Raw genomic sequence first — 22,989 nt, forward strand, 5'->3', positions numbered from 1 at the left:
CTAGTTTTCTTGCTTCTCCTCCCTGGCCGGCATCGGGAGCCCATCTGGGCCTCCAGTGCCGGTATGCACTATCGAACGTCCTGACGGACGGCCGTGCGGCGGCGCCACCGAACCGCGTATAACGAGTTCGACGCCGACCCGTTCGATCGCCGTTCCGGATTTCCTGCCGGCGATGAAATCGAGCAGCATGTTGACGCCGCGCGTGCCGAACTCGGCCGCCGACTGACGCACGGTGGTCAGCGCCGGCGCCAGCAGGTCCGCATTATGGATATCGTCGAAGCTGACGAGAGAAATGTCGTCCGGAATGCGGATCCCGGCCTGCCGCGCGGCCCGCATGGCGCCAGTGGCCAGCATGTCGCCGAAGGTGAAGATCGCGGTGGGCGGCTCGTCCTGCCGCAGAAGGTCGAGAAACGCCATCGAGGCCGGCGCCTCCTCGTATTCGCAGAATCTCAAAAGGGCGGGATCGACATCAAGACCAGCCTCGCCAAGCGCCCGCGTGAAGCCGTCGAGACGTTCGGTGGTGCTGAGAAGCCCCTTCGGCCCGCCGATTGCGGCGATACGGGTATGGCCGCGCGATATCAGATGGCGTGTCGCCAGGAGGCCGCCATGGACGTTGTCGGCGAACAGGCGCGGCGCCTTCGCGCCCGGCACGTCCTCGTCGAGAAGCACGACGTTTCCGGTCTCGTTGATCCGCCGCAACAGCCGCCCGTCATCATGATGGTTGGTGAGGAGCAGGATGCCGTCGACCTGCCGGTCCTCGATGCGCGACAGGAAGGAGACTTCCTTCTCCACCAGGTTCCGGCTGTTGAACATCAGGAGATTGTAGCCATGCCGCGCGGCCTCGGCCTCCGACGCGCTGGCGATCTCGGCAAACAGGGGATAGGCGATGTCGGCGGTGATGAGGCCGAGTGTCTCGCTCTTGCCGCTGCTGAGCCTGCGGGCGATCGCGTTGGGGTGATAGCCGAGGCGCTCCGCCGCCAGCTGAATACGGCTCGCCGTCGGCTCGGGCAGGCTGATCTGCCCGTTCAGATAACGGGAAACGGATGTGACGGATACGCCGGCGGCCCGCGCAACGTCACGAATGGTGACCTTCAATCTTCCCGACAAGCGGCTCCACTCCCGCGAGACATGTGCAGATAACCGATTCAGTAAACCGGTTTCATAAACGGGCCAAAAAAAATCGCGCGCGCCTTCCGCGATGGAGAGGGAGCGAAGGACGGCGGCGCTCACGGGAGGTCTCCGGTCCGGAAGAATTCCTTATGTTCGCGCTCCAGGCTCAGCTGGTCGAAATCGGCATTTCGGATGTGCGCCGCCATCAGCAGCGCAGCTTCGGCCATGTTGCCGGCCCGCACCTTGTCGAAAATGGCACGGTGCTCGGCGATGATCGAGCGGATGTGATCCGGCTTCATGCCGATCAGGAACTGGACGCGCATCATGTCGGCCGAAACGTGCTGGCATGCGGTCCAAGCCCGAGGATGCGCGAAAGCGCCGAGCAGCCCTGCATGGAAGGCCATGTCGGCGCGGTGCAGGGCACCCATGTCATCGCCGAGGACGAGACGCTCCTGCGCCCGAAGCAACAGCTCGACCTCGTCCAGCAAGGCCGGATCCGGCTTGACACCACTGTTGGCGATCACCGCGCTTTCAAGCGTGGAGCGGATGAACACCGCCTCGCGGACGCGCGCCATGTCGATCAGCGAGACGCGGGTGCCGGTTTGGGGTGAGATCTCGATCAGACCCTCGTCGAAAAGCCGCGTGAACGCCTCGTGCACGGGGGTGCGGCTGATGCCGAGCGACTGCGCGACATCCGTTTCCGAGAAGTTGGCGCCGGGCATGACGCGCGCGGTGATGATCGCCTCGCGCAACTCGACATAGGCCTTCGACGAGATCCTGTTTCGACGCTCGTTCTGATCCGCTAGGAGTGAGGTGCCCAAGTTCAGCATGGCGGTATGCTGGCATTCAAGCACATTTCGAGTCAAGCATAATCTTTGTGCAGTTGCGAAATCGGCTCAATTTTCAACCAGCTTCCCAGGCCGGATCAGCTCCGGAACGCCGTGCCCCTGTTCGAGCGCCGTCGCGACGGCGGCAATGGATGCCGCGGCACCCTGAGGGGTCGGCAGGCCGGCGCGATGCGGCGTCAGCCGGACCCGGTCGTGCCGCCAGAACCAGTGTTCGGGCGGCAGGGGTTCGACGGCAAAGACATCCAGCCACGCGGCGCCGAGCCGTCCCTGATCGAGCGCGGCGCGCAGCGCCTCCTCATCGAGGTGGTCGCCGCGACCGAGATTGACGACGTAAGCGCCGGGCGCGAGGCGGGAAAACAGCCGGTCCGACAATATGCCCCTCGTCTCGCGCCTCGAGGGCAGGAGATTGACGAGGACATCGGCGCCGTCGACGCAAGCGCCGAGCCCGTCGTCGCCGTGCAGGCAACCGACGCCGTCGATCCGACGGGCGGTTCTCGACCAAGCGGACACCGGGAAGCCGGCGGCCGAAAGCCCCCGCGCGACATGCAGGCCGAGGGGACCCAGTCCAAGCACGGCCATCCGCAGCGACCCGCGGGTCCGGTTCTGGCGATCGGGCGGGCGCCACAGGCGGGCCTGCTGATCCGCTCTGACAACAACATCGTCAAGCAGGCGCGCGAAAGCCGCGTGCATCGCATAGTCCAGCAATTGCTCGGCCTGACCTTGGTCCCGCAGGCGTGCGACCGGGAGGTCCGGCGGAATGCGGGGATCGTCGAGAAGCTGATCCGTTCCCGCGCCGAAACAGAAGATCGCGCGCAGCGACCGTGGCAGCGCGGTCATGTCCTTCGGCAGATTCCAGGCGACCAGGAGATCGTATTCGGCGCCATCCGCCAGGTCGGGCCATCGGACGAAGTCCGCCGAGGGAAGCGCGGCGCGCAGCGCGCGCTCGAAGGGGGCACTGTAGGCAAGCGGATCGGCGATGACGATCCGCATCGATCAATGCCCGTCGAGGGGCATTCCGGCGAGCCGGCGCAGCGCCAGCCATTCCAGTTCCGCCGCGCCATCGGGATCGGCCGCATACTGGCTGGCGGTGCGCTCGCACACTTCCTCGCTCGGCAGGTGGATGGGGCGTCCGCTGCCCAGAGCGGAAAGCTGGATGCGACAGGCTTGTTCGAGATTGTACATCAGGGAGAAAGCCTCTCCGATGGATCGCCCGACGGTCAACAGCCCATGGTTTCTCAGGATCATGGCGCGATTGTCGCCGAGGTCGGCGACCAGGCGCTCCTGCTCGCCGGGATCGAGCGCGATGCCCTCGAATTCGTGATAGCCGATCTGCCCGTAGAAGAGCAGCGAGGTCTGGTTGAGCGGCAGCAGTCCTTCCTCGAGGCAACTGACCGCGACACCGGCCGCGGTATGCGTGTGCATGACGCAGACCGCATCCGGGCGCGCGGCGTGGACGGCAGTGTGAATGACGATACCCGCGGTGTTGATCGGCACCTGCTGGCCGCGCATCTGCTGGCCATGGTGATTGATGACCGCCAGCGATTCCGGCGTCACCTCCCGAAAGAGATCGCCGTAGCGGTTGATAAGCAGCAGCTCCGGCTCTTCGGGCAGACGCGCGGATATGTGCGTGTGAATGATGTCATCCATCCCAAACCGCGCGATCAGCCGATAGGCCGCCGCCAGATCCTCGCGCATAGCCATTTCAGCGGTCGACATCGGTGTGGATCATCCTTCCTGTTGATGCTTGCCGCATACTTGAATTCCTGTATGCAGTCAACTTTTCCAAATGAATCGACAGCCGGTCGCGCACGTCGGGTCCGCTTCTCCGGCCCGCAACCAGGGAAACTCGCTTCAGGAAACGCGTAACCACCCAGGACAACCGCGACGGCGAAGACAGCACCGACCCGCGCTCTTCGATCATGGTCCACGGGTATGCTTCAGGGATAGAAGGGCGGCTCAGTTTGGCCGCGGCCTTGACCTACTACACCCGGCATTTGATCAAGGCCGCCGAAGCGCCTCCCCATTGCGGAACGCGCCAAGGCGCGAGGTCGCCTTGGCGTCATGCAAATGCAGGTGGCCGCCACGAAGACTGGGGCAGTCACCGGGCCGCGATGAAGAAACGGACCTAGCCGCGGCCGATCAGCGGAAGAAGGCCGGCCGCAAGATCGCCATCGACGATCAGCCGGTTGATCGTGCCCGAGCGCAGCAGGGCGACAAGCGCCTTCGCCTTGGACAGGCCGGCCGCAAGCAGGACAACGTCGCGGCTGCGAATATCCTCATAGGACACGCTCGGCGTGCGGCGGTTCAACGTGTTGTCCAGCAAGGCGCCGTCCTTGTCGAAGAACTTGCCCAGCATGTCGGCGACGGCACCGGCATTGATGACCTGGTCGATCTCGTCGTCGTGCAGCAGGTCGTGATGGTAGATGAAGGACTGTTTCGAGCAGTCGCCAAAGGAGGCGATATAGAAATCGGCCGAGCGAGCAAGCTTCAGGGCCTGCTGGACGAGCTTCTGGCTCATGATCACCTGATAGTCGGCCTCGCTGTCGGCGATGAACGGGGCCGGCAGGATATAGGCCTCGCCTTCGCAAAGCTGTGCCAGGGAATGGACGCAATCGAACGGGTTGGTCCTGGCATTGCGGCTGAGCGAGCCCATCAGCGAGACGATCTTCAGGTCAGCCTTGGAGAGCTTTGGAAGTTCGTCGACCATCGCGGCGATCGTGCGTCCCCACGCCAGGCCGATCGTCACCGGCTCCGGCACGCGCAGCCGCCTCTCCAGGAACGACGACGCCGCGATGCCGACCGCGCGTCGTGCATTGTTCTCGTCCTCGTCCGCATTGCCGCCAGGCACCGCAATCGCCGGCGTGACGATGCATTCCCTGAGATCGAACGCCGCCTGGATCCGACCGGCAACATCGAGCGATTGCGCCGTCTCGTGCTGGATGGCGATCTTGACCAACCCTTTTTCACGAGCCCGCGCCAGCATGCGGTTTATCTTGAAGCGCGACAGGCCCAGTTGGTTGGCGATCTCCTCCTGATTCTTGTTGCCCACGTAATAGAGCCAGGCGAGCTGCACCAGCAGGTCTTCTTCATTATGCGTCATGCGTAAACTTTCGTGCAGAGCGTGCACATTTGTGGTTGACCGGCCTTTTCAGCTCATCTAGCTTCATTTGTGCAGCCATTGCAACAAAGTGCAACCGCCGCCAACAAAAATTCAAAGTCCGCTCTCACGCCTTGAACAAGGGGAACTGCCAATGTTGTCGTCCTTACTCCGGCGCGGCCTGAGCCGCAGCCGCGTGACTGTTGCTGCCGCGCTCGTCGCGACCTCGGCCCTGTCGCTTGCATCCGATCCGGCCAACGCCGAGATGAACTGGAAGGCCGCCGACGGCCAGACCATCAACCTGATGCTGATCTCGCATCCGTTCGTCGAAAGCCTGAAGCCGCTGCTGCCGGAATTCACCGCCAAGACCGGCATCAAGGTGACCTATGAGGAACTGGCCGAGCAGTCCGGTTTTGAAAAGCTGCTTGCCGACCTGTCATCCAAGACCGGCACCTACGACGTCTTCATGACCTCGCCGCTCAACAACTGGCAGTATGCCGCCGCCGGCTGGCTGGAGCCGCTCGACGGCCTGATCGCCAATACCGACAAGACCGCCGCTGACTACGACGTCAATGATTTCATTCCCTCCATCCTGTCGGCCGGCCGCTGGGACCTCACCCCGCTCAAGGGCATCGGCGAGGGTTCGCTGTGGACGCTGCCGATCAATTTCGAATCCTACCAGCTGGCCTATCGCCCGAGCCTTCTGAAGAAGCTCGGCCTCCAGGTGCCCAAGACCTATGCCGACCTGCTGGCCATGGCCGACAAGCTGGCCATCGATGGCCCCAACGGCAAGATGCACGGCATCATCACCCGCTTCGATCGCTACTGGGACCTGCCCTACCTGACCTTCGGCACGATGCTGCAATCCTATGGCGTCGAGATGCTGGACAAGGACGGCAAGCTGCAGATCTGCTCAGACAAGAGCATCGCGGCAACGCAGGATTTCGTCACCCTGATCAAGAAGGCGTCTCCCGAGGGCGCCGGCGCGTTCACCTGGTACGAGGCCATGCAGGGCTTCGCATCGGGCCAGTATGTGTTCTCGCTCAACGAGGCGAACCTGTTCGCACCGACCTATGAAGACCCCAAGCAATCCGCCATTGCCGGCGATGTCGGCTATGCACCGACCCCGCTCGGCCCCGACGGCAAGCGCGCCGCCGCCGCATGGATCTGGTCGCTGTCGATGAATTCCGCCTCCACCCACAAGGACGCCGCCTGGCTGTTCATGCAGTGGGTGACGTCCAAGGAGACGATGATCAAGACGCATCTGGCCGGCAACATGAACCCGGTGCGCAAATCGGCCTGGGATGCGCCCGAAGTGGCGAAGCTGATGGAGAGCTGGGGTGAGACGCCCGGCCAGTACATCCAGGCCGCCAAGACCGAAGCCGAGGTCGCGACCATCCGCTTCCCGCCGCATCCCGAGTTGACCCGCATGCTCGACCGCTGGGCCGAGGCGATCCAGAAATCCTATTTCGGCCAGGGCGACGTGAAGACGAATCTGTGCAACGCGCAGGCCGACATCCAGAAAATGCTCGACGAATAGTCGTCCTGCCCGGCTCCCGGGCTTGACCCGGGAGCGCCCTGTGGGTCTCAACAGGATCCGCCCCGCGCAAGCTCGCTCGCGCGCCGCATCGTTCTTCCCACACGGCGTCCCTTCGACGAAAATCGCCCACGGGCAATGTGACACCAGCAACCAGAACAGTTCCCATGGCCCGCATCACAGCCCAAGCCGACAAGACATGGATGAGCAAGGCCGCCTTCTATGCCATGCTGGCGCCGGCGCTCATCCTGCTCATGTCGACGACATATCCGTTCCTGAGCGGCATCTACACCAGCCTCACCAACCAGAAGCTCTACATCCCGGCCTCGAAATTCGTCGGCCTCAACAACTACATCAACCTGTTCGAGACGCCGCTGTTCTGGAATGGCCTTGCAAATACGCTGATCTATGCCGGCGCGGCGCTGGCGATCCAGCTGCCGCTCGGCCTCGCCTTCGCCATCCTGCTGGACGTTCCCGGCCGGCTGCAATCCTTCTTCCGCTCCGCCGTCGTGCTCCCGCTGCTGGTGCCGCCGGTGGTCGCCGGCCTCATCTGGAAGACCATGATGCATCCCCAGAGCGGCGTGCTGAACTGGCTGCTGGCGCAGATCGGCATCGAGCCGCTGTCCTGGCTCACCAGCCCGTCGACGGCAATGATGTCGATCATCCTGATCGACACCTGGCTGTTCACCCCACTGGCCACCATCATCCTGCTCGCCGGCCTACAGTCCGTGTCGGGCGAGGTCGTCGAGGCCGCACGCATCGACGGCGCCAATGCCTGGCAGGTCATCCGCTACGTGAAGCTGCCGCTGCTGGCCCCCTATCTGCTGCTGGTCGCGCTGTTTCGCGTCTCCGATTCCCTGAAGTCGCTGGAGATCATCTACTCCACCACCAAGGGCGGCCCGCTCGACGCCACTCGAACCCTGCATGTCATGGCCTATGAGGAGGCCTATCGCTGGTCGAGCCTCGGCCGCGCCATGACCATCGTCTTCGTGCTCTGGCTGGTCTGCTACACGATCAGCGGCGCGCTGCTGGCTTTCTGGCAGAAGCAGGAGGCGAAGAACCGTGGCCTCTAGCATGTTCCTTCGCACCCTCGCGCAAAAACTCGCGCTCGCGCTTTGCTACCTCGCCTTCGCCGGCTTCGTGCTGTTCCCGCTGGTCTGGATCTTCATGATGTCGATCAAGAACTTCGGCGACATCATCGCCTATCCGCCGCGTTTCCTGTTCACGCCCACGCTCGAAAACTATGTCGAGGTGCTGTTCGGCAACGAGGCGCAGCGCGCCGGCGGCCAGGTCCCCGACCTCCTCAAGTTCCTGATGAACTCTGTCATCATCTCGGGCGGTGCAGTGCTGATCTCGGCGCTGCTCGGCATCCCCGCCGCCTATGCACTGGCGAGGCGCCGGGACAAGACGTCGGACAAGCTGCGTTTCACCTTCCTGTCGTTCCGCTTCGCGCCCGAACTCGCCGTCATCCTGCCGCTCTACGTCATCTACACGCGCATCGGCCTCTACGACAGTTATGTCGGCATGATCCTCGTGCACCAGTTGATCACCTTGCCGCTGATGATCCTGATCCTGGCGAGCTTCTTTCGCGACATGCCGATCGAGATCGAGGAGGCCGCGCGCATCGACGGCGCCCGCATCTGGACCATGCTCACCAGGATCGTCGTGCCGATCGCGAGGCCGGGCATCGCCAGCGCCATGATGATCGCCTTCATCTTCAGCTGGAACAACATGATCTTCGGCCTCGTGCTCGCCGGCGGCAGCACGCGCCCGGTCACCATGGGCATTCTGCAGGCCATGACCTTCGACCAGATCAAGTGGGGCATGATGGCGGCCTCGGCGATGGTTTCGGCGCTGCCCGGCATGATCGCCGCCGTGCTGTTCCAGAAACAGATTACCCGCGGACTGACCATGGGAGCGGTGAAATGAAGGACCTGGAACTCTTCTCCATCGGGTCGTGGACGATCTTCGACCATCTGCTGCGCATGAAGCGGCTGCCGCGCGACGGAGAGACCGTGCCGCTCGACATGCCCATGGAAGAAGTCGAGACCATCCATTTCGGCGATTGCAGCGCCAACATCGCGGCGGTTGCCGGTGCGCTGGGCATGAAGGTCGGGCTCGGCATGGTCGTCGGCGACGATTTCCGCAGCTCGGGCTACGCCGACCACATGACCCGCAACGGCGTCGACCTCGCCGGCGTCGAGGTGATCGAGGGCGCCCGTTCCGGGCATAGCTTCAATTTCTTCGACGCCGCCAATGGCGGCTTCTGCGTCTCCCATCTAGGCGTCGCCGAGAAGCAGGATGATTGGCGCACGCCCTATGGCGAGATCGACCGTTCCGGCGCCGTCGTCATCAGCGAGATGTTCGGCGCCTATACGCTGAATGCCATCGAGCACGCCCGCAAGACCGGCGCGCTGACCGCCATCAACGGTATGGTCGCCACCGCGGGCGATCTTGCGCCACGCTTCCTGGAAGCCTGCGAGGTCCTGTTCCTCAGCCGTGGCGAGGCCGACGCGCTGATGCAGGCGCTTGGCGTCGCGTCGGCGGCCGACATACTGGCGCATGGTCCGCGTCTGGTGATCGTGACGCGCGGCGGCGAAGGCAGCGCCTGGTACACCGCCGACGGCCGACAGGACATGCCCTCGGTCGCGCCCGATGCCTTCGTCGATTCCACCGGTGCCGGCGACTCCTTCGTCGCCGGCACGCTGAAGGGCCTGATCGGCGGCCATTCGCACGAGACGGCGGCGCGCATCGGCGCCACGGTCGCCAGTTTCATCATCGAGAAATGGGGATGCCAGTCGAACCTGCCCTCGCCGCAACGCGTGGCGCAGCGCTTCGAGGCAAACTTTGGAAGGAAGCTATCGCTGTGAGAGTAATCGACGCCCATATGCACTACGGCACCGACAAGAACGTCGCCGCCAACACCTGCGTCCCCTATCTGGTCAGGGGCGAACCCGACAGCGTCATCCGCCTGCTCGACGAGCAGGGCGCGTCGCATGGCGTGCTCTTCCCGCACGACCGCCGGCAGACGCCGCCTTGGGATGCCGACTACAACGAGGCCAATGGCGATGTCGGCCTCGCCGCGCTGAAATATCCCGACCGCATCGTCGGCGTTGCCCGCATCGACCCGACCTTCGGCGCCAAGCACACCCAGGAGCTCATTGACCGCTATGTCGGCGAATGGAACTGCCGCGGCCTGAAGCTGGTCGCCGGCTATGATTTCTACCGGCCCAACGACATGAAGGTCATGGGTCCGCTGCTGGACAAGGCCGAGGAGCACAACCTCACCGTCCTCATGCATTCGGGCGATGCGCCGCGCGACCTGCCCTATCTCCAGGCGCAGGCGGCCAAGGCCTATCCGAACGTCACCTTCGTGCTCGCTCATATCGGCATGCACGCCTTCCTATGGGAGGCGATCCTCGCCTGCCAGGAATACCCCAACATCAATGTCGATATGTCTCAGGCCTATCCGTTCGACATCATGACCTTCCTGAAAAACGTCTCGGTCGACCGCCTGCAATATGGCTCTGACGTGCCCTACCAGTCGCCGCGCGTCGAGCAGGAGAAGCTGCGCGTCGTCGGCCTCAGCGAGGAGGACCTCGAAAAGGTCTTCTGGAAGAACGCGGCGCGCATCTGGCGCATCGCTTGAAGACAAAAGAACACGAAGGCGCATCGGCTGACTTGTCGTCGTCGGCGCGCCCAAACACCGGAAGCCAAGGAGAGAAGAAGATGTCGAATCTCGACACGAAAAACACGCCGGTTCTGCAGCGCCTGTTCGGCACCAGCAAGCCCATCATCGGCATGGTGCATGTGCTGCCACTACCCGGCTCGCCCTACTACCGGAACGGGTCGCTGCAGGCTGTCTATGATCAGGCGGTCGAGGAAGCGCTGATCCTCGAGGAAGGCGGCGTCGACGCGATCCTGCTCGAGAATGCCGGCGACATCCCTTTCCGCAAGCCTGACGACATCGGCTTCGAGACGATCGGCGCCATGTCGGTCATCGGCGATCGCATCCGCCGCGCCACGAAGCTTCCGCTCGGCTTCAACATCGTCGCCAACGCCGCCAAGGCCTCGCTTGCCTGCGCCAAGAGTTCGGGCGCGCAGTTCGTACGCGTCAACCAGTGGGCCAATGCCTATGTGGCCAATGAGGGCATCATCGAGGGTGCCTCGGCCCAGGCCATGCGCTACCGGCGCGAACTCGACGCTGAGGATATCGTCGTGTTGGCCGACGTGCACGTGAAGCATGGCAGCCACGCCATCGTCGGCGACCGCGACATCGAGGACCAGGCCCGCGACGTCGAGTTCTTCGGCGCCGACATCCTGATCGCAACCGGCACCCGCACCGGCCATCCGACGGCGCCCGCCGAAGTCAAGCAGATCCGCGCCGGCGCCGTCGGGCCGATCCTGGTCGGCAGCGGCTTCAGCAGCGACAACGCCGCCGAGCTTCTATCAGTCGCCGACGGCGCCATCGTCGGCAGCTACGTCAAGGGCAACGGCAAGATGCACGGCGACAGGGTCGTGCTGGCCAAGGTCCAGGCGCTGATGGACGCGGTACGCAAGGTCCGCTGACATCCACACGGTCCGGAAGAGAGGGGCTGATCCATGGCATCCATCGAACTGCGCGGCGTCGAGAAATCATTCGGCGCTGCCGCCATCATCCGCGGCATCAACCTCAGCATAGGGGATGGCGAGTTCGTGGCGCTCGTCGGGCCCTCCGGCTGCGGAAAGTCGACGCTGCTGCGCATCATCTCCGGGCTGGAGAGCGCCTCGCGCGGCGACATCCTGCTTGACGGGCGCAAGGTCAACAACGACAGCCCGCGCGACCGCAACGTGGCGATGGTCTTCCAGAGCTATGCGCTCTACCCGCACATGACGGTGGCCGAGAACATGGCCTTCAACCTGAAGCTCTCCGGCAAGGGCAAGGCGGAGATCGTCACCCGCGTCGAGGAGGCCGCGCGCATGCTCGACCTCTCCGACCTCCTGCACCGCAAGCCCGGCCAACTGTCCGGCGGCCAGCGCCAGCGCGTCGCCATGGGCCGTGCCATCGTGCGCAACCCATCGGTGTTCCTGTTCGACGAGCCGCTGTCCAATCTCGACGCCAAACTGCGCGTGCAGATGCGCGGTGAAATCAAGCTCCTGCATCATCGCGTCCGCACGACCGCCGTGTATGTCACGCACGACCAGATCGAGGCGATGACGCTGGCGGACCGCATCGTCGTCCTCAACGGCGGCAACATCGAACAGGTCGGCTCGCCGCTCGAACTTTACAACAGGCCGGCCAACCTGTTCGTCGCCGGCTTCATCGGCTCGCCGGCAATGAACGTGGTCAAGGCCGAGCTTCGCCAGACGGCGGCGGGTATCAAGGCCGTGCTTGGCGATGGCTCGGAGATCGCCCTGCCGGCCCGCGCCTACACTTCGTCGACGAACCGCATCGTCTTGGGCATTCGGCCCGAAAGTGTGATCGTGGACCGCCAGGCCGGCGATCTTGCCGGCACGCTGAAAGTGGCGGAGCCGACAGGGCCGCAGACGCATCTGGTGGTCGACGCGGCGGGAACCGACATCCTCGCCATCGTCAAGGCCGATTTCGCCTCGCGCGACGGCGACCGTCTGTGGCTGTCGTTTCCGGCCGAAGCCCTTCACGTCTTCGACGCGGAAAGCGGAAAAGTCATCTGAAGCACCAGTCGGCCCCACGCGCCAACGTATCGGCTCCGTGCGTGGTCGTCGGGCCATCCCTCGCCGATTTTCCGAGGGATCGCGCGGAGTAAGTTCGAGGATCGGGAGGTTCCGGATCCGGCCGGCTATTTCTGCGTGGCGACCAACAATCGGGCCAAGGACCCCTTTGTCGGCCTGTGGATCACCACGGACGGCCACATTCGCCATAATCTGTTCCCAACGGTCGCTATGACGAAGCGCGCGGCCGCCGAGAAAGTGCATACCCGGCTGCAGCCACGACATCGGATACAGCTTCACCCAGCCGGGCCATGACTAGTCCAGGTTCAGCACCACCATCGTGGAGGTCTCGGCTACCGACGGGATCGACTGCAGGACGTTGCTGATGAAGTTGCGGAGCGCGGCCATGTCCTTGACCCAGACACGCAGCAGGTAGTCGATGTTCCCGGTCCCAGCAGGCATTCGGTGATCTCCGGCCGTTTGGCGACTTCGCGCAGGAATTCACCGGCCCCTTCAGGGCCTTGCTTGCCCAGACGCACCGAGACGATGACACAGATTGCCAAGCCCATCGCGGACGGGTTGATCCGCGCAGCGTAGCCCTGGATCACACCGCCGTCCTCCAGGCGTTTCACGCGGCGCGCGCAGGGCGTCGGAGACAGGCCGACGCGCGCGGCCAGATCGACCGTCGAGACGCGCGCGTCGGCCCGCAGTTCGCGCAGGATCTTGCGGTCGATGGCATCCAGGATCGTCATGGCTGATTTCACCACACTTTACGCTGATCATAGAGAGAAACTGCAAGAAATCTCAAGATGGCGATGAGGACCCGTCGTCTACACGGGCACGCTTTCCAAGGAGGTCGCGCCGGGCTTGCGTGTCGGCTGGGTAGTCGCCGCACCGGAGATGATCCGGGCGCTGACCGTCGCCAAACAGGGCTCGGATATGTGCCCGCGGGCTCGGCCAGCGGCTCGTGCTGGACGCCATGAACGCCGGATTGCCCGAGCGGATTCAGCCGCAAATCCTGGCGCTCTACCGCGCGCGCCGCGACGCCTTGTGCGAGGCGATGGAAGGACATCTGGGCTCGCTCTTCGCCTGGGAAAAGCCGCAAGGCGGCATGTTCGTCTGGGCGGCGGCGCGCAATCCATCGCTCGACACAGACGAGCTGATGCGGTTGGGGCTGGAGGAAGGCGTCTGTGTCACGCTCAGCAGCGTGTTCGACGTGACCGGCGAGGACCGTCGCGCCATTCGCGTCAACTTCACGCTCAACGCGCCCGAGCGGCTGCACAAAGGGGTGCGCCGGCTGGCTGCCGCGGCCCGCAGGCTTGGTCAATGACCGGAAGGGCTGCTTGATCGCTTGAAGGATGCCTTGTCGAACCCCGCTGGGCTGCGCGGAAGCTGGACGCGGGTCTGTGCGCTAACCACACTGGCATAGGTGAAAACGACGGGTGTTGCCGCGTCAAAAAGCGGACGTTCAGCCCGGCTGGACCTAGAGCTGAAGCTGACACGAAGCGAACTCATCGTGACCACGCCGTGATGGTCAACCCGAGCCAATTCCAAAACTGTTACGCGCGTCGCCTTGGCCTGGTACCATGGCCCGTTGCAGCAGCTGGGAAACACTGATCACACCAAAGGTCAGCATCGCGATCACGATGAGCAACGCGCGGATGCGTATGTTCTCGCATGGCCGGCAACCCAAACAAGGGGCCTGAGCAGTGCAGACCATATCTCAGATCGGAGCCAACCTCGTCCACGCCCCATTCTTCTTGGACGATTTCACGCAGGCCTCGATGAAGGCCATGCCTTCGACGCCATCCTCGATGGTCGGGAAGACCACATCCCTAGCCGGCTTGCCGCCCTTGCGGCGCGCCGCGCGGATGGCGCGCGCGGCTTCCTGGTAGATGTTGGCGAAACCTTCGAGGTAGCCCTCGGGATGGCCCGACGGCACCCGGCTGACACGGCCCGCCACCGGCAGCGCGCCGGCGCCATTGCGGGTGATCAACTGCTTGGGCTGGCCGAACGGCGTGTACCAGAGATAGTTCGGGTCGGCCTGCACCCATTCCAGCCCGCCCTTCGAACCATAGATGCGCAGCTTCAGCCCGTTTTCGTGGCCCGGCGCCACCTGGCTGGCCCAGATCATGCCCTTGGCCGGATGCGCCTTGCCCGGCGCCTTGAAGCGCAGCATGACGTTGACATTGTCGTCAAGCTGCCGCCCCGGCACGAAGGCGTCGAGATCGGCCGACAGCGAATCCAGCTCCAGTCCGGAAACGAAGCGGGCGAGATTGTAGGCATGCGTGCCGATGTCGCCCAGCGCGCCGCCGGCGCCCGCCTGCTTGGGATCGCCTCGCCATGACGCCTGCTTCTGGCCTGTCGCGGCAAGGTCCTCGGTCAGCCAGTCCTGCGGGTACTCCGATTGCACGATGCGGATGTCGCCGAGCACGCCCTTGGCCACCATTTCGCGCGCCTGCCGCACCATCGGATAGGCGGTGTAATTGTGGGTGAGCACGAACACCTTGCCGGTCTTCTCGACGATCGCCGCCAGCTTCTTCGCTTCGGCCAGTGTCGTTGCCAGCGGCTTGTCGCAGATGACGTGGATGCCGGCCTCGAGAAAGGCCTTGGCTGCAGGCACATGCACATTGTTGGGCGTGACGATCGCCACCGCCTCGATGCCGTCGGGGCGTTTCGCCTCGGCCTTGGCCATCTCGGCATAGGACGCGTAGCTGCGCTCCGGATCGAGGCCGAGTTCGACCGCCGACGCCTTGGCACGCGCCGGATCGGACGACAGGGCGCCCGCGACCAGCACGAAATCATTGTCCATGCGCGCCGCGATGCGATGCACCGCGCCGATGAAGGCGCCCTGCCCGCCACCCACCATGCCCAGACGAATGGGTTCGAAACGATTGCTCATGGGTTTACTTCGCCATCTGGCTTAGCATGACGAAGCGACGGACATCGACCGGCCGTGCGACGAGGTCGTCGAGGCGCCCAAACAGCGGCTTCAGGTGGGGCATCGCCAGATGCCGGTCGAGATCGTCCTTCGAGCGCCAGTTCTCGTAGAACATGAACACGCAAGGGTCGGCAGGGTCGACATGAAAATCATAATTGATGCAGCCCTCCTCGGCCCGTGTCGGCGCGACGAAGCCCGACAGGATTTCCTGCAGTTCCTCGCGTGTTTCGGGTTTGGCAACGACAGTGCCGATGACCGTGTAGGGAACCGTCATATCACTTTCTCCCCTGGCTGAGCGCAACGGCAAGGATGATGATGGCGCCCCGCGCGATCAGCTGCTGGCTGAACTCCAGCCCCATCAGGATCAGGCCATTGTTGATGAGACCGATCATCAGCGCGCCGACAATCGTGCCGATCACCGTGCCGGAACCGCCGAACAGGCTGGTGCCGCCAAGCACCGCCGCGGCGATGACCGACAATTCGTCGCCCTGGCCGAGCTGGAAGCGTCCGGATTGCAGCCGACCGGCGTAGAGCATGCCGGCCAGTGCCGCCGCCATGGCCGAGATGATGAGGACACGGAATTTGATCGACTTGGTGTCGATGCCGGAATAGCGCGCCGCGATCTCGCCGCCACCGGTGGCCAGCACGCGCCGGCCGAAGCTCGTTCGCCTCAGCACGACATGGCCGACAGCGCCCAGCACCAGCATCCAGATCAGCAGCACCGGCACCGGCCCAACATTGCCGCCGCCAAAAATCCAGGAATAGCTCTTCGAGATGATCGGCACCGCCGCCGTATCGCTGATCCACATGGCGGTGCCAGTGGCAATGCCCATCATGGCCAGCGTGGTGAGGAAGGACGGAATGCCGATCCGCGTCGTCAACAGGCCATTGAAAGTGCCGACGATGACACCGGTGGCGAGACCGGCCATCACACCGGTGAGCGGTCCGCCGGCGTCGATTGCCATTGCCGTCGTCACCGAGGCCAGTCCCGCCACCGCCCCAACGGACAGGTCGATCTCGCCGGCCGACAGCACATAGGTCATGGCGATCGCCATCACCGCGATCATTGCCGTCTGACGCACGATGTTGAGCAGGTTGTTGGGGTTGAGGAAGCCTTTGTCGAACAGCGTGACCGCGAAAATGACGAAGATCACGACGAAGCCGATGTAGATGATATTCTGCCGCCAGTTGGTGAGGCCAAGCCTCGCCGTGAGCGAGGACGTCGATCCGGCAGGCTGGCTAGTGGACATGTGTTCCTCCCTGGCTCTTGGTCAGAGCGTTCTGGATGACGATCTGCAACTTGCGCTCGGCCGCCTGCAGCCGCGCGATCGGATCGTCCTTGGGCGCCGACGGATCGTCGAGATCGCCGCGGCTGATATCATCCATGACACGGCCTTCCGAGATGACGATGATGCGATCGCAGGCCGACAGCATCTCGGACAGCTCGGAGGAGATCATGATGATTGCCTTGCCGGCCTTGGCGAGTTCGCGCACCAGCATGATGATCTCCGACTTCGAGCCGATGTCGATGCCGGAGGTCGGCTCGTCGAGGACAAGGATTTCAGGTTCGGTCGACAGCCATTTGCCGATAACGACCTTCTGCTGATTGCCGCCCGAAAGCGTGCGCACCGCGCTGTCGCGCGAAGCTGTCTTGACGCGCAGTCTTGCGATCTGGTCGTCGGTCACGTCGCGTACCTTCTTCGTCGACACGAACGTCTTGCTGCTCAGCCGGTCGAGCACGGCGAGCGTCATGTTGGAAGCGACCGAATGCTCGGCGATGACGCCCTGGCGCAGCCGATCCTCCGGCACCAGCGCCACGCCGGCCTCGATGGCATCGCTTGGCCTGATGATCGCGACCGGCTTGCCGGCAATGCGGATCTCTCCCTCAACGATTGGGTCGATGCCGGCAATGACGCGCGCGATCGCCGAACGACCGGAGCCGAGCAGACCGGCGAGGCCGACAACCTCGCCGCTGTGGACGACAAAGCTGGCATTCCTGGGCTTCAGGGCTCCCGAAACATTGTCAAGCTCAAGGAGTGGCTTGCCGATGTTCGATTCGCCGCGCACCACATCCGACAGGCCGCGCGAGCGTTTGCCGACGATGTGCTCGATCATCGCCTCGATCGGCAATTCCGACAGCGGTGCGGTGATGACGTGGCGGCCATCGCGCAGGATGGTAGCGCGGTCGGCGATGCGGGCGATCTCATCCATGCGGTGCGAGACATAGATGATGGCCACGCCTTCCGATCTCAGCTTGCGCAGGAAGGTGAAGAGCCGCTCGACATCGGACACCGCCAGCGCCGTGGATGGTTCGTCCAGCACTAGGACCCTGGCGTTCTGCGAGATCGCCTTGACGATTTCGGTCAGCTGTCGCTGGCCGGCGCCCAGATTGCCGACCGTCGCCTTCGGATCGACCTCGACCTGCAGCATCTCGAACAGCTCCCTGGCGCGCCTTTCGGCGGCGAGGTCGTCGATCAGGCCGAACGCGCCCTTGGCTTCGCGGTTCAGAAAGACGTTCTGTGCCACGGTCAATGTCGGGATCAGGCTCATTTCCTGGAAGATCATGGCGATGCCCGCCCGGCGCGAGGCCTCGGGCGAGATCTCCGTCAGTGGCTTGCCGTCGACGAGAATGGTGCCACTATCGGGCACATGCACGCCGTTCAGCACTTTCAGGATGGTCGACTTGCCGGCGCCGTTGCCGCCCAGCAGCGCATGGATTTCGCCTTTCTCCACCTGCAGGTCGACGTCGACCAGCGCCTTGACGCCGCCGAAGGATTTGGTGACGCCCTTCATCTCAACCGCATGAACAGGCGTCGCTGAGGTCATGACCGTACCTTGGTCCACTGGCCGCTTTCGCCCGATTCGATCAGCGCGTCGGCGACCCGCTCGGTCTTGTAGCCATCCTCGAAATTCGGCGAAGGTTGTCTGCCCGAGACGATGGCCGAGAAGAAATCGAAGCACTCGACGATCTTGGTTTCTGAATAGCCGATGCCGAGCGCCGGGATCGGCCACAGTCCGGCCCCATAGGGATGCGCCGGACCGGAATAGACGGTCCTGAAGCCGCGAGCATCGGCAGGGTCATCGGCGAACATCACCTGCAATTCGTCGCGCCGTTCGTAGTTGAAAGCAATGGAGCCCTTGGTGCCGTGGATCTCGAAGGTGATGAAATTGTTGCGGCCATAGGCGTTGCGGGTCGCCTCCAGCGAGCCGATGGCGCCATCGGCGAATTTCAGCAGCGTCACCACCTCGTCGTCGACATCGACTTCGGCGCGCTCGGCGCCAGTGTTCTTCTCGGCTGCACCCAGCCTGTCGAGATTGCCGCGCTGGATCGGCCGCGTCTTGTTGTAGGTGCGCACCAGCGCGCTGACCTCGGCGATCTCGCCGACCAGATAGCGGGCAAGGTCGACGACGTGGGTGCCGATGTCGCCGATCGAACCCGACCCGGCGATCTTCTTCTGGAAGCGCCAGGACAGAGGCGAATCCGGATCGGCCGACCAGTCCTGCAGATAGGTGCCGCGGAAGTTCAGGATGGTGCCGATACGCCCCTCTTCTATGTACTGGCGGGCCAGCGCCACTGCCGGCGTGCGGCGGTAGTTGAAGGCGACCATGTGGATGACGCCGGCCTTGTTGACCGCGTCCAGCATGGTCTTTGCCTCGTCGCCGCCGCGCGCCAGCGGCTTCTCACAGATGATGTGCTTGCCGGCCTCGGCGGCCGCGATCGCGATCGCCGCATGGCTGTCGTTCGGGGTCACGATATCGATGACGTCGATGTCAGGCCGCTTTACCACCGCGCGCCAGTCGGCCGATGATTCCTCGAACCCGTAGCGGCGGCGGCCTTCGTCGGCCAACGCCTCGGTGACGTCTACCACCACCTTGCGTACGGGAATGGCGGGGGCCGGCCAGAAGAACATCGGCATTGCCGCGTAGGCAAGCGCATGGGCCTTGCCCATGAAGCCGCCGCCGATCATCGCCACGTTGAGCGTCCTGGTCATGATGGTCTCCTGTCGAATTGAAAAAGGTGCGGCCGGCAGAGAGGGCGCCGGCCGCGGGCGCGCTACATGCTGCTCTTGATCTTGTCGGTCGCTTCGGTGTGATAGACGGCCTTCCAGCCTTCCAGCAGTGTGTCCTTGGTGACCGGGAGTGCCGGCAAGGCGACGAAAGCCGGTGCCTCCTTGCCGAGCAGGCCGTAGCCGGCGAGCAAGGCTTCGGTGACGCCCTGGTCGAAAGGACGCTGGGCACCGAGACCCTTCACGAAGCCGCCGCTGGCCATATTGATGGCGACGTTTTCGCCGAGGTCGCAAGTGGTGATGACGAGGTCATCGCGACCGGCAGTGCGTGCCGCCGAGATAACGCCTTCAGCCGGCACGTCCCACACGGCCCAGATGCCATTGATGGTCGGGTGGGAGGTGAGGATTGCCGAGGCCGCCTTGTCGGCGTCGCCGGTGAAGTCCGGGCCGCCAATGCCTTGTTCGGCGACGATCTTGATGTCGGGATAGTTGTCGGCGATCGTTTTCTTGAAGCCGTCGTAGCGCTGCTTGGTGACGAAGAAATCGGCAGCGTGGAAAACCAGGCCAATGTCGCCCTTGCCGCCCAACGCCTTGGCCATCAGATGCGCCGCCGCGACACCATTGCCGTAATTATCGGCGGAGACGACTGAGACATAATCCTTGCCGGCGACGAAGCCGGTCGGCACGTTGTCCATGAACACCAGCTTCACGCCCTTGTCGGCGACAGCCTTGTAGGCGGAGGCCGTCGCCGAAGGATCGGTCGGGATCGAAACGATGATCTTCGGATTCTGCGCCATCACCGTTTCGAGGTCGGCGACCTGCTTTTCCGGTTTGAAGCCGGCATCGGTGGTGGCGATCACGTCGATGCCCATCTTGCCGAACTGATCCTTGAGGCCGGCGACCTGCGCACGAGACCAGTCATTGCCGCCATAGTGCATGACGATCGCCGCCGTCGCCTTCATGTCCTTGATCTTTGCCAGTTCCTCATCGGTCAGCTTGATGGATGCCGCCGATGCCGGGGTTTCGCCGTTCGGGCCCTTGGAGAGCACCGTCTTCTGCAGTTCGGCAAGTGCGGAATCCGGGTCGGCGAAGGCGGGCGACGCGGTGTAGAGACTGGTGGCTAGCAATGCCGCCGTGAAAGCCCCGGCTATTGTCTTGAAACGTGTCATCTTAGGTCTCCTCCCTGATGACGGGCGCAGTACCCGTCGGTTCAACTCTGTTTCAACGCCTCTTTCAGATAGTTCATGCTGAGTACCGCCCCTTCCCTAGGATCGGGCCAAGCGTCGAGTTCGGTGGCGATCCACCCGGAAAATCCGGTGTCCTTGAGCGCTTGGATGATCGGCGCCATGTCGAGGTCGCCGCGATCGAGCGGCGTGAAGGCAAAGGGATCACGCTGCAAGCCCTTCAGGTGCACGTAGCTGATGCGCTTGCTGAATTCGCGGATCTGCGCGGCCGGATCACCGCCCGCGGCCGCCAGATGCGCGGTGTCCGGACAGAAATCGATCGCGGTATGCTTGAAAACCTCGCGAACGTCGTCAGGGCCTTCGACGATGGTCGACAGATGCGGGTGATAGTGCGCGCGCAAGCCCGCCCTGGCCGCGATGTCGATGACCTTGTCGAGTGCCGCGCCGAGGCGCTTGAAATCATCGGCCTGGCGGCCGTTGGCGCGCTTGGCACCGCCGCCGACGACCAGATGTTCGGCGCCGAGTTCGGCAGCGACAGCCGCCCCGCGTTCGATCCGCGCCAATTCCTCGTCAAGGATATCGTCGAAGATGAAGTTCGCGCCGGAGTAGCCGGCGACGAGAGCGACGCCGGATTGGTTCAAGACAGCACGCAGGTCGCCAAGCCGTCCTTCATAGTCGAGGAGATTGCCGTCGAAGAGTTCGGTCCCGACATATCCGGCCGCGCCGATGTCGCGGATCGCCTGCTCCATGTCACCGAAGGTACGATAGGTGAGTTGGGTGATCGACGTGACGCCGACGGCATTGCCGCCGAGCGGGCCCCAGCAATTGGCGTGATAGGCGAGTTTCACCGGCATCTCGTATCCTCCCGTGCATAGTCAGCGCGCGACCCAGCCCAGCGTGGATCCCGGCATTGTTGTTCGGCCGATACTCGTGCGGCATCCGTCGCCTTCGCGAGGTCTGCCAACCTTGGCTCTCCTCCGAGCCTGCCGATACTTATGCGCTCTTTTCGGCCTTCGTCAATCATTAAAATGCAGAAGTTGGCATACTTTTGTTGATAAACAGCATAAGTTATCCCTTGATCCGAAAATGAGGCCACGTTACCCATGGCAAAATGGTGCGTTGCGCTGGGACGGCAGGGAGACACCTTGGCCGTCGACCAGACAGCACAGCGGGACCGGCGGATGAGGCGCGGCAAGGATATGGACGAGGGCAGCACCGAGGTAGCCGCGCCACGTCGTGCGGCTGGCCGGCCGCGCGCCAGCGAATCCGCGCATGGCAGCCTGGCCGCGCTGCTCAACCTTGTGCGCACCGGCGCGGCGACGACCCGTCAGGAGCTGGAGCACCAGTCCGAGCTTGGGCGTGCCGTTGTCACCGACCGCCTTGCCACACTGCTTCGGCTGGGGCTTATCGAAGAAGGCGAACTCGGCCCCGCCATCGGCGGACGCGCGCCCCGTCATGTCCGCTTCCGTCCACGCATGGGTATAATCCTTGCCGCCGTACTCGATCATTCCTCGCTGGGGGTCGGTGTCTCCGACCTGTCTGGCCGCTTGCTGGCCGAACATCACGAGGCCGTGGAACTTGGGGCAGGACCCGAGCCGGTGCTGCAGCGGCTGGCGACGCTGTTTGCCTGGATGCTTGAGGAGCACGGCGGCGACGCCAGCATCTGGGGGGTGGGGCTGGCGGTCCCTGGAGCCGTCGAGAAGCCCGACGGCCAGCGGCTGTTCGCGCCGGCATTGAAGGCGTTTCAGAACTGGGATGGATTTCCCTTCGTGGAGCAGTTGGCCACGCTTGTGGATGCACCTGTCTGGGTGCGAAGCGGCGTTCAGACAATGACGATGGGTGAGCTGAAGTCTGGCAGCGGCATCGGCCTGACCGACATGATCTTCGTCAAGCTCGGACGCTCCATAAGTGCCGGCGTCGTCTCGGAAGGCACGCTCCATCGTGGCGCCCAGGGTGCTGCCGGCATGATCGGCTACACTTTTATAGAGGGCGGAAATCTTGAGTCTGTCGCCGGCAGCGAAGCGCTGGTGCGCGAGGCCCGTCAGGCGGCCGAAAGCGGGCGCAGCCCCTATCTTGCCGAAGTGCTGGCCCGTGCCGGCGAGGTTGCGGTTACCGATACCGGCCACGGCGCCCAGTTGGGCGACCCGTTTTGCATCGACCTGCTCGGGCGTTGCGGTCGCGCCGTCGGCGAGGTGCTGGCGCCGTTGGCCAATCTGCTCAACCCGTCGCTGATCGTGCTCGGCGGCAACGTCGCCGAGACCGGTGATATCCTGCTGGCGGCCGTTCGCGAGGCGGTCTATCGCCAGTCGCATCCGGTGGTTACGCGCGACCTGCGCATCGTGCGCTCTCAGATGGGCGGGTCGGCCGGGCTGGTCGGCGCCGCGCAGGTCGTGGCTGAAGCGCTGTTCGATCCGAGATTCCTGCAGGGATGGATTACCTTGGGCTCGCCACGCGAGCATCCGGAATTCAAGGAATTTCTCTCACGGGCCGCGCTCGACACCAGCACCCGGCCGGCCAAACCCCGGCCACCGGGTGGGACGCGTGGATAGTATCGGCGGAATCGATCGAGCGCTGCTGGCGCCTGAGGAGGATTGA

At 64.0% G+C, this 22,989-nt stretch carries 22 protein-coding genes and 2 pseudogenes; 10 read left to right on the plus strand and 14 right to left on the minus strand.

Going from position 1 to position 22,989, the window contains the following annotated elements:
* The 5 genes from AC07SZ_RS30435 to AC07SZ_RS30455 form a co-directional block, all read right to left on the minus strand.
* Complete coding sequence (locus tag AC07SZ_RS30435) at positions 1-1,107, minus strand: LacI family DNA-binding transcriptional regulator (RefSeq protein ID WP_494917219.1); 1,107 nt, start codon at positions 1,105-1,107, stop codon at positions 1-3.
* A 119-nt stretch (positions 1,108-1,226) separates the two neighbouring features.
* Positions 1,227-1,940, minus strand: coding sequence for a GntR family transcriptional regulator (locus AC07SZ_RS30440; protein ID WP_172374432.1), 714 nt, complete (start codon positions 1,938-1,940; stop codon positions 1,227-1,229).
* Between the two features lie 66 nt (positions 1,941-2,006).
* Positions 2,007-2,948, minus strand: a complete 942-nt coding sequence (locus AC07SZ_RS30445; RefSeq protein ID WP_494917220.1) for an NAD(P)-dependent oxidoreductase — start codon at positions 2,946-2,948, stop codon at positions 2,007-2,009.
* 3 nt (positions 2,949-2,951) lie between these two features.
* Positions 2,952-3,674, minus strand: a complete 723-nt coding sequence (locus tag AC07SZ_RS30450) for a class II aldolase/adducin family protein (protein ID WP_056567783.1) — start codon at positions 3,672-3,674, stop codon at positions 2,952-2,954.
* 409 nt (positions 3,675-4,083) lie between these two features.
* Positions 4,084-5,058 carry a sugar-binding transcriptional regulator gene (locus tag AC07SZ_RS30455; protein WP_056567780.1) on the minus strand — a complete coding sequence of 325 codons (975 nt, stop codon included), beginning with the start codon at positions 5,056-5,058 and terminating at the stop codon, positions 4,084-4,086.
* Positions 5,059-5,251: 193 nt separating this feature from the next.
* On the opposite strand from AC07SZ_RS30455, the gene AC07SZ_RS30460 reads away from it, so the two are divergent.
* From AC07SZ_RS30460 to AC07SZ_RS30495, 8 genes and pseudogenes are all read left to right on the plus strand, one after another.
* A complete protein-coding gene (locus AC07SZ_RS30460) occupies positions 5,252-6,595 on the plus strand; it encodes an ABC transporter substrate-binding protein (protein ID WP_172374435.1) in 1,344 nt (447 codons plus the stop codon).
* A gap of 164 nt (positions 6,596-6,759) precedes the next feature.
* Positions 6,760-7,665: a carbohydrate ABC transporter permease gene (locus AC07SZ_RS30465; RefSeq protein WP_056567771.1), complete on the plus strand. Its 906-nt coding sequence runs from the start codon at positions 6,760-6,762 to the stop codon at positions 7,663-7,665.
* 1 nt (position 7,666) lies between these two features.
* Positions 7,667-8,521: a carbohydrate ABC transporter permease gene (locus AC07SZ_RS30470; protein WP_483122138.1), complete on the plus strand. Its 855-nt coding sequence runs from the start codon at positions 7,667-7,669 to the stop codon at positions 8,519-8,521.
* The gene (locus tag AC07SZ_RS30475; protein ID WP_494917222.1) at positions 8,518-9,462 is read left to right on the plus strand and encodes a carbohydrate kinase family protein; all 945 of its coding nucleotides are present in this window, start codon (positions 8,518-8,520) and stop codon (positions 9,460-9,462) included. Before AC07SZ_RS30470 ends, AC07SZ_RS30475 begins: the two co-directional genes overlap by 4 nt.
* The gene (locus AC07SZ_RS30480; protein WP_172374436.1) at positions 9,459-10,241 is read left to right on the plus strand and encodes an amidohydrolase family protein; all 783 of its coding nucleotides are present in this window, start codon (positions 9,459-9,461) and stop codon (positions 10,239-10,241) included. The genes AC07SZ_RS30475 and AC07SZ_RS30480 overlap by 4 nt, the downstream gene beginning before the upstream one ends.
* An 80-nt stretch (positions 10,242-10,321) precedes the next feature.
* The gene (locus tag AC07SZ_RS30485; RefSeq protein ID WP_056567912.1) at positions 10,322-11,161 is read left to right on the plus strand and encodes a BtpA/SgcQ family protein; all 840 of its coding nucleotides are present in this window, start codon (positions 10,322-10,324) and stop codon (positions 11,159-11,161) included.
* 33 nt (positions 11,162-11,194) lie between these two features.
* The gene (locus AC07SZ_RS30490; RefSeq protein WP_494917225.1) at positions 11,195-12,265 is read left to right on the plus strand and encodes an ABC transporter ATP-binding protein; all 1,071 of its coding nucleotides are present in this window, start codon (positions 11,195-11,197) and stop codon (positions 12,263-12,265) included.
* A 159-nt stretch (positions 12,266-12,424) separates the two neighbouring features.
* Positions 12,425-12,528 (plus strand): annotated as a pseudogene (locus tag AC07SZ_RS30495) (Atu4866 domain-containing protein); the annotation flags it as partial.
* Positions 12,529-12,577: 49 nt separating this feature from the next.
* Here the strand turns inward: AC07SZ_RS30495 and AC07SZ_RS30500 are convergent.
* Entirely contained in the window at positions 12,578-12,724 is a 147-nt protein-coding gene (locus AC07SZ_RS30500; RefSeq protein ID WP_494917227.1) for an Lrp/AsnC ligand binding domain-containing protein, read from the minus strand.
* 197 nt (positions 12,725-12,921) lie between these two features.
* A pseudogene (locus AC07SZ_RS30505) lies at positions 12,922-13,014 on the minus strand (AsnC family transcriptional regulator); the annotation flags it as partial.
* 227 nt (positions 13,015-13,241) lie between these two features.
* Here AC07SZ_RS30505 and AC07SZ_RS30510 point away from each other — a divergent pair.
* Positions 13,242-13,592 (plus strand): hypothetical protein, encoded by a 351-nt coding sequence (locus AC07SZ_RS30510; RefSeq protein WP_494917229.1) that lies wholly within the window; start codon positions 13,242-13,244, stop codon positions 13,590-13,592.
* A 393-nt stretch (positions 13,593-13,985) separates the two neighbouring features.
* On the opposite strand, the gene AC07SZ_RS30515 is transcribed toward AC07SZ_RS30510, so the two are convergent.
* The 7 genes from AC07SZ_RS30515 to AC07SZ_RS30545 all read right to left on the minus strand — a co-directional run bounded on the left by AC07SZ_RS30515 (position 13,986) and on the right by AC07SZ_RS30545 (position 21,248).
* Entirely contained in the window at positions 13,986-15,164 is a 1,179-nt protein-coding gene (locus AC07SZ_RS30515) for a Gfo/Idh/MocA family protein (RefSeq protein ID WP_172374440.1), read from the minus strand.
* 4 nt (positions 15,165-15,168) lie between these two features.
* Entirely contained in the window at positions 15,169-15,477 is a 309-nt protein-coding gene (locus AC07SZ_RS30520) for a putative quinol monooxygenase (RefSeq protein WP_056566324.1), read from the minus strand.
* A 1-nt stretch (position 15,478) separates the two neighbouring features.
* The gene (locus tag AC07SZ_RS30525; RefSeq protein WP_056566321.1) at positions 15,479-16,453 is read right to left on the minus strand and encodes an ABC transporter permease; all 975 of its coding nucleotides are present in this window, start codon (positions 16,451-16,453) and stop codon (positions 15,479-15,481) included.
* On the minus strand, positions 16,443-18,029 hold the full coding sequence (locus AC07SZ_RS30530; protein ID WP_494917230.1) for a sugar ABC transporter ATP-binding protein: 1,587 nt from the start codon (positions 18,027-18,029) through the stop codon (positions 16,443-16,445). Before AC07SZ_RS30530 ends, AC07SZ_RS30525 begins: the two co-directional genes overlap by 11 nt.
* Entirely contained in the window at positions 18,026-19,195 is a 1,170-nt protein-coding gene (locus AC07SZ_RS30535) for a levoglucosan dehydrogenase (RefSeq protein ID WP_494917232.1), read from the minus strand. Before AC07SZ_RS30535 ends, AC07SZ_RS30530 begins: the two co-directional genes overlap by 4 nt.
* A gap of 62 nt (positions 19,196-19,257) precedes the next feature.
* Positions 19,258-20,379, minus strand: coding sequence for a substrate-binding domain-containing protein (locus AC07SZ_RS30540; protein WP_494917233.1), 1,122 nt, complete (start codon positions 20,377-20,379; stop codon positions 19,258-19,260).
* 41 nt (positions 20,380-20,420) lie between these two features.
* Positions 20,421-21,248, minus strand: coding sequence for a sugar phosphate isomerase/epimerase family protein (locus AC07SZ_RS30545; RefSeq protein ID WP_494917234.1), 828 nt, complete (start codon positions 21,246-21,248; stop codon positions 20,421-20,423).
* Positions 21,249-21,575: 327 nt separating this feature from the next.
* Here AC07SZ_RS30545 and AC07SZ_RS30550 point away from each other — a divergent pair, with 327 nt between their 5' ends.
* On the plus strand, positions 21,576-22,943 hold the full coding sequence (locus AC07SZ_RS30550; RefSeq protein WP_494917235.1) for an ROK family protein: 1,368 nt from the start codon (positions 21,576-21,578) through the stop codon (positions 22,941-22,943).
* Positions 22,944-22,989 lie beyond the last annotated feature (46 nt).

The organism is Mesorhizobium sp. GW821-FHT07A06 (assembly GCF_059419085.1).